Origin of the sequence: Streptomyces recifensis (assembly GCF_002154615.1) — a bacterium.
GTDB lineage: Bacteria > Actinomycetota > Actinomycetes > Streptomycetales > Streptomycetaceae > Streptomyces > Streptomyces griseoluteus.
The window spans coordinates 380-2,888 of record NZ_MUNH01000759.1; the positions used below are offsets into that span (position 1 = coordinate 380).

Below are 2,509 nucleotides of genomic sequence, written 5' to 3' on the forward strand. Positions count from 1 at the left end.
GGCGGCGCTGCGGCCGGTGCGCGGGGCGGGCTAGCGGAGCCGGGCACGAGCGAGGGGGTGACCACCGGGACCGGTGGTCACCCCCTCGTACACAACCTTGGGAGTCCGCGGCGGCTCAGTGGCCCTGTTCGTCCCGGCGGCGCTGCCAGCGGTCCTCGATGCGTTCCATGACGGTACGTTTCCGCCGGACCGGGCGGCGCCCGGTGTGACCCTTGGGGGTTTCGCCCGGCTTGGGTGCCTTGCGCCATCCAGTGACGGCGAGCACGGCACAGCCCAGCATCACGAGGAAGCCGACGACACTGATCCAGATCAACTGGGCGACCATACCGGCCATGAGGAGCGCGATACCGACGAGGAAGCCCGCGACCGCCTGATAGACCCGGCGCCGGGTGTAGGTCCGCAGCCCGTTTCCCTCAAGCGCCGACGCGAACTTGGGATCTTCGGCGTACAGCGCTCGCTCCATCTGCTCGAGCATGCGCTGCTCGTGCTCCGAGAGCGGCACGGAGTCCTCCTCATCGTGCAGTCGCCGGGGCGACTCTGGGGGGTCCTTTCAGGATAGGCAGGGAATCGCCCCCGTGAAACCCGCCCCTCTGCGCCATCTGGCCAACCAGGACGTAAGGGCGTCCAGGCCCGCTGAGGCTGTCATTCCCCGGCGGCCGACCCGTCATGCCGGTCGGTGTACCTCGATCATACGGCGCAAACCCCTCGATCGGGGGGCTTGTGGCGTACTCCATCCGCCGCCGCGCCCCTGATCAGCGCCGTGTCCCACGGGGCGGGCTCAGTCCCCGGTGCCTTCGGCGGGCACTCCGGTCCCGCCCGTCTCACCGAGCACGTGGACCTGGGTGGCCACGGAGTGGAAGGCGGGCAGCTCCGCCACGGCGGCCTCCAGCCGCAGCAGGGCGTCCAGCGCGCCCGGCTCGGTGTCCACCAGGACGCCGGGCACCAGGTCGGCGAAGACGCGTACGCCGTGTACTGCGCCGACCCGCAGGCCCGCGCCCTCGACCAGGGCGGTGAGCTGCTCGGGGGTGAAGCGGTGCGGCACCGGGTCGCCCTCGCCCCAGCGGCCGTCCGGGTCGGCGAGGGCCTGGCGGGCCTCGGTGAAGTGCCCGGCGAGGGCGCGGGCCAGCACGGCGCCGCCGAGGCCGGCCGCGAGCAGGCTGAGCACGCCCTCGGGGCGCAGCGCGGCCACCGCGTTGCCGACGCCCTCGGCGGGGTCGTCCACGTACTCCAGGACGCCGTGGCAGAGCACCGCGTCGTAGCCGCCGCGCTCGACCACGTCGAAGAGGCCGTGGGCGTCGCCCTGGACACCGCGGACCCGGTCGGCCACGCCCGCCTCGGCGGCCCGGCGCTCCAGGGCGAAGAGGGCGTTGGGGCTGGGGTCGACGACGGTGACGCGGTGGCCGAGCCGGGCGACGGGCACGGCGAAGTTGCCGCTGCCGCCGCCGGTGTCGAGCACGTCCAGCGAGTCCCGCCCCGTGGCCTTGACCCGGCGGTCGAGGGCGTCCTGGAGGACGTCCCACACCACGGCGGTACGGAGAGAGGCGCGGGGGCGCGTCGGGTCCGGCACGGCTGTTGCTCCTCGGCACGGCACCGCCCGTTGCCCGGCGGCGCGATGGGGGCCTCCCCGGCCGGTCACGGGGAGGTGCGCGGCAGGTGGAGACATAAGGCGCCTCCACCCTATGGCCTCGCCCGCCGCGCCCGGTCACCCCGGCCGGGTGCGATGGTCCGCGTCTCGCCCACTGGACGAGAACGCGGGGTCAGACGCTCTCCGGGCTGGTCCGGGGCAGCACCGGCTGGAGGGCGAGCATCCGCTCGATCAGGCGCAGGAACATGCCAGCGTCGCGTATCAGGTCGTCCGCGTCGCGGGGGCCGGCCGCGCCCTGGATGCCGGCCTCGGCGCGGGCGCGGCGGTCGGCGCCGGAGGCGAACAGGGCGCTCCACTCGGCCAGCTCCGGTGCCAGCTCGGGCAGCACCTCCCAGGCGGCGCGGATACGGGCCCGGCGGCGCGCGGTGGCCTCGGGGCGCCCCCGGACGGCGAGGACGGCGGCGGCCGCGCGAAGGGCGGCGAGGTGGGCCAGGGCGTACCGCTCGTTCGGGGTCTCCATGGCGGCGGCCTCGTCCAGCGCGCTGTGCGCCTGGCCGAGCAGGGCGACGGCGGCGGGCGGTGCCGTGGACCGGCGGAGCACGGGGTGGACGTCGCTCGCGGCGGTGGCCGCTGACGAGCTGGTCATGACGAACCTCCTGTCGTCCGGTGACGGCATGGATGCCGTATGCCCACATCGTGCGGTATGCCACTGACAATCCGTTCCGACCTGCGGTTTCACCCCAACCGGGGCCGAAATCAGGGGTATCGGGGAACACCTGTGGGGCATCCGGACTTTGTCGCGCACGCCTGTTCGGGCATACTTTTGAACTGACCAGTCAGTTCAAAAGTGGTACCGGGGAGAGGCGGGGGCTTGTGCGCGGCGTGGACGTCACGGCCGGGGGGTTCGGGCTCAAGGGGCCACGG

Annotated in this window: 3 protein-coding genes; all 3 read right to left on the reverse strand. The window is 73.9% G+C overall.

The annotated features are described in order from the left end of the window. Window positions 1-115: 115 nt before the first annotated feature. The 3 genes from CCN33_RS29375 to CCN33_RS29385 all read right to left on the reverse strand — a co-directional run bounded on the left by CCN33_RS29375 (window position 116) and on the right by CCN33_RS29385 (window position 2,261). Window positions 116-502 carry a DUF3040 domain-containing protein gene (locus CCN33_RS29375; RefSeq protein WP_086696385.1) on the reverse strand — a complete coding sequence of 129 codons (387 nt, stop codon included), beginning with the start codon at window positions 500-502 and terminating at the stop codon, window positions 116-118. Between the two features lie 276 nt (window positions 503-778). Next, entirely contained in the window at window positions 779-1,567 is a 789-nt protein-coding gene (locus tag CCN33_RS29380; RefSeq protein WP_086696386.1) for a methyltransferase, read from the reverse strand. 190 nt (window positions 1,568-1,757) lie between these two features. After that, window positions 1,758-2,261, reverse strand: a complete 504-nt coding sequence (locus tag CCN33_RS29385; RefSeq protein ID WP_086696387.1) for an SAV_6107 family HEPN domain-containing protein — start codon at window positions 2,259-2,261, stop codon at window positions 1,758-1,760. Window positions 2,262-2,509: the final 248 nt, after the last annotated feature.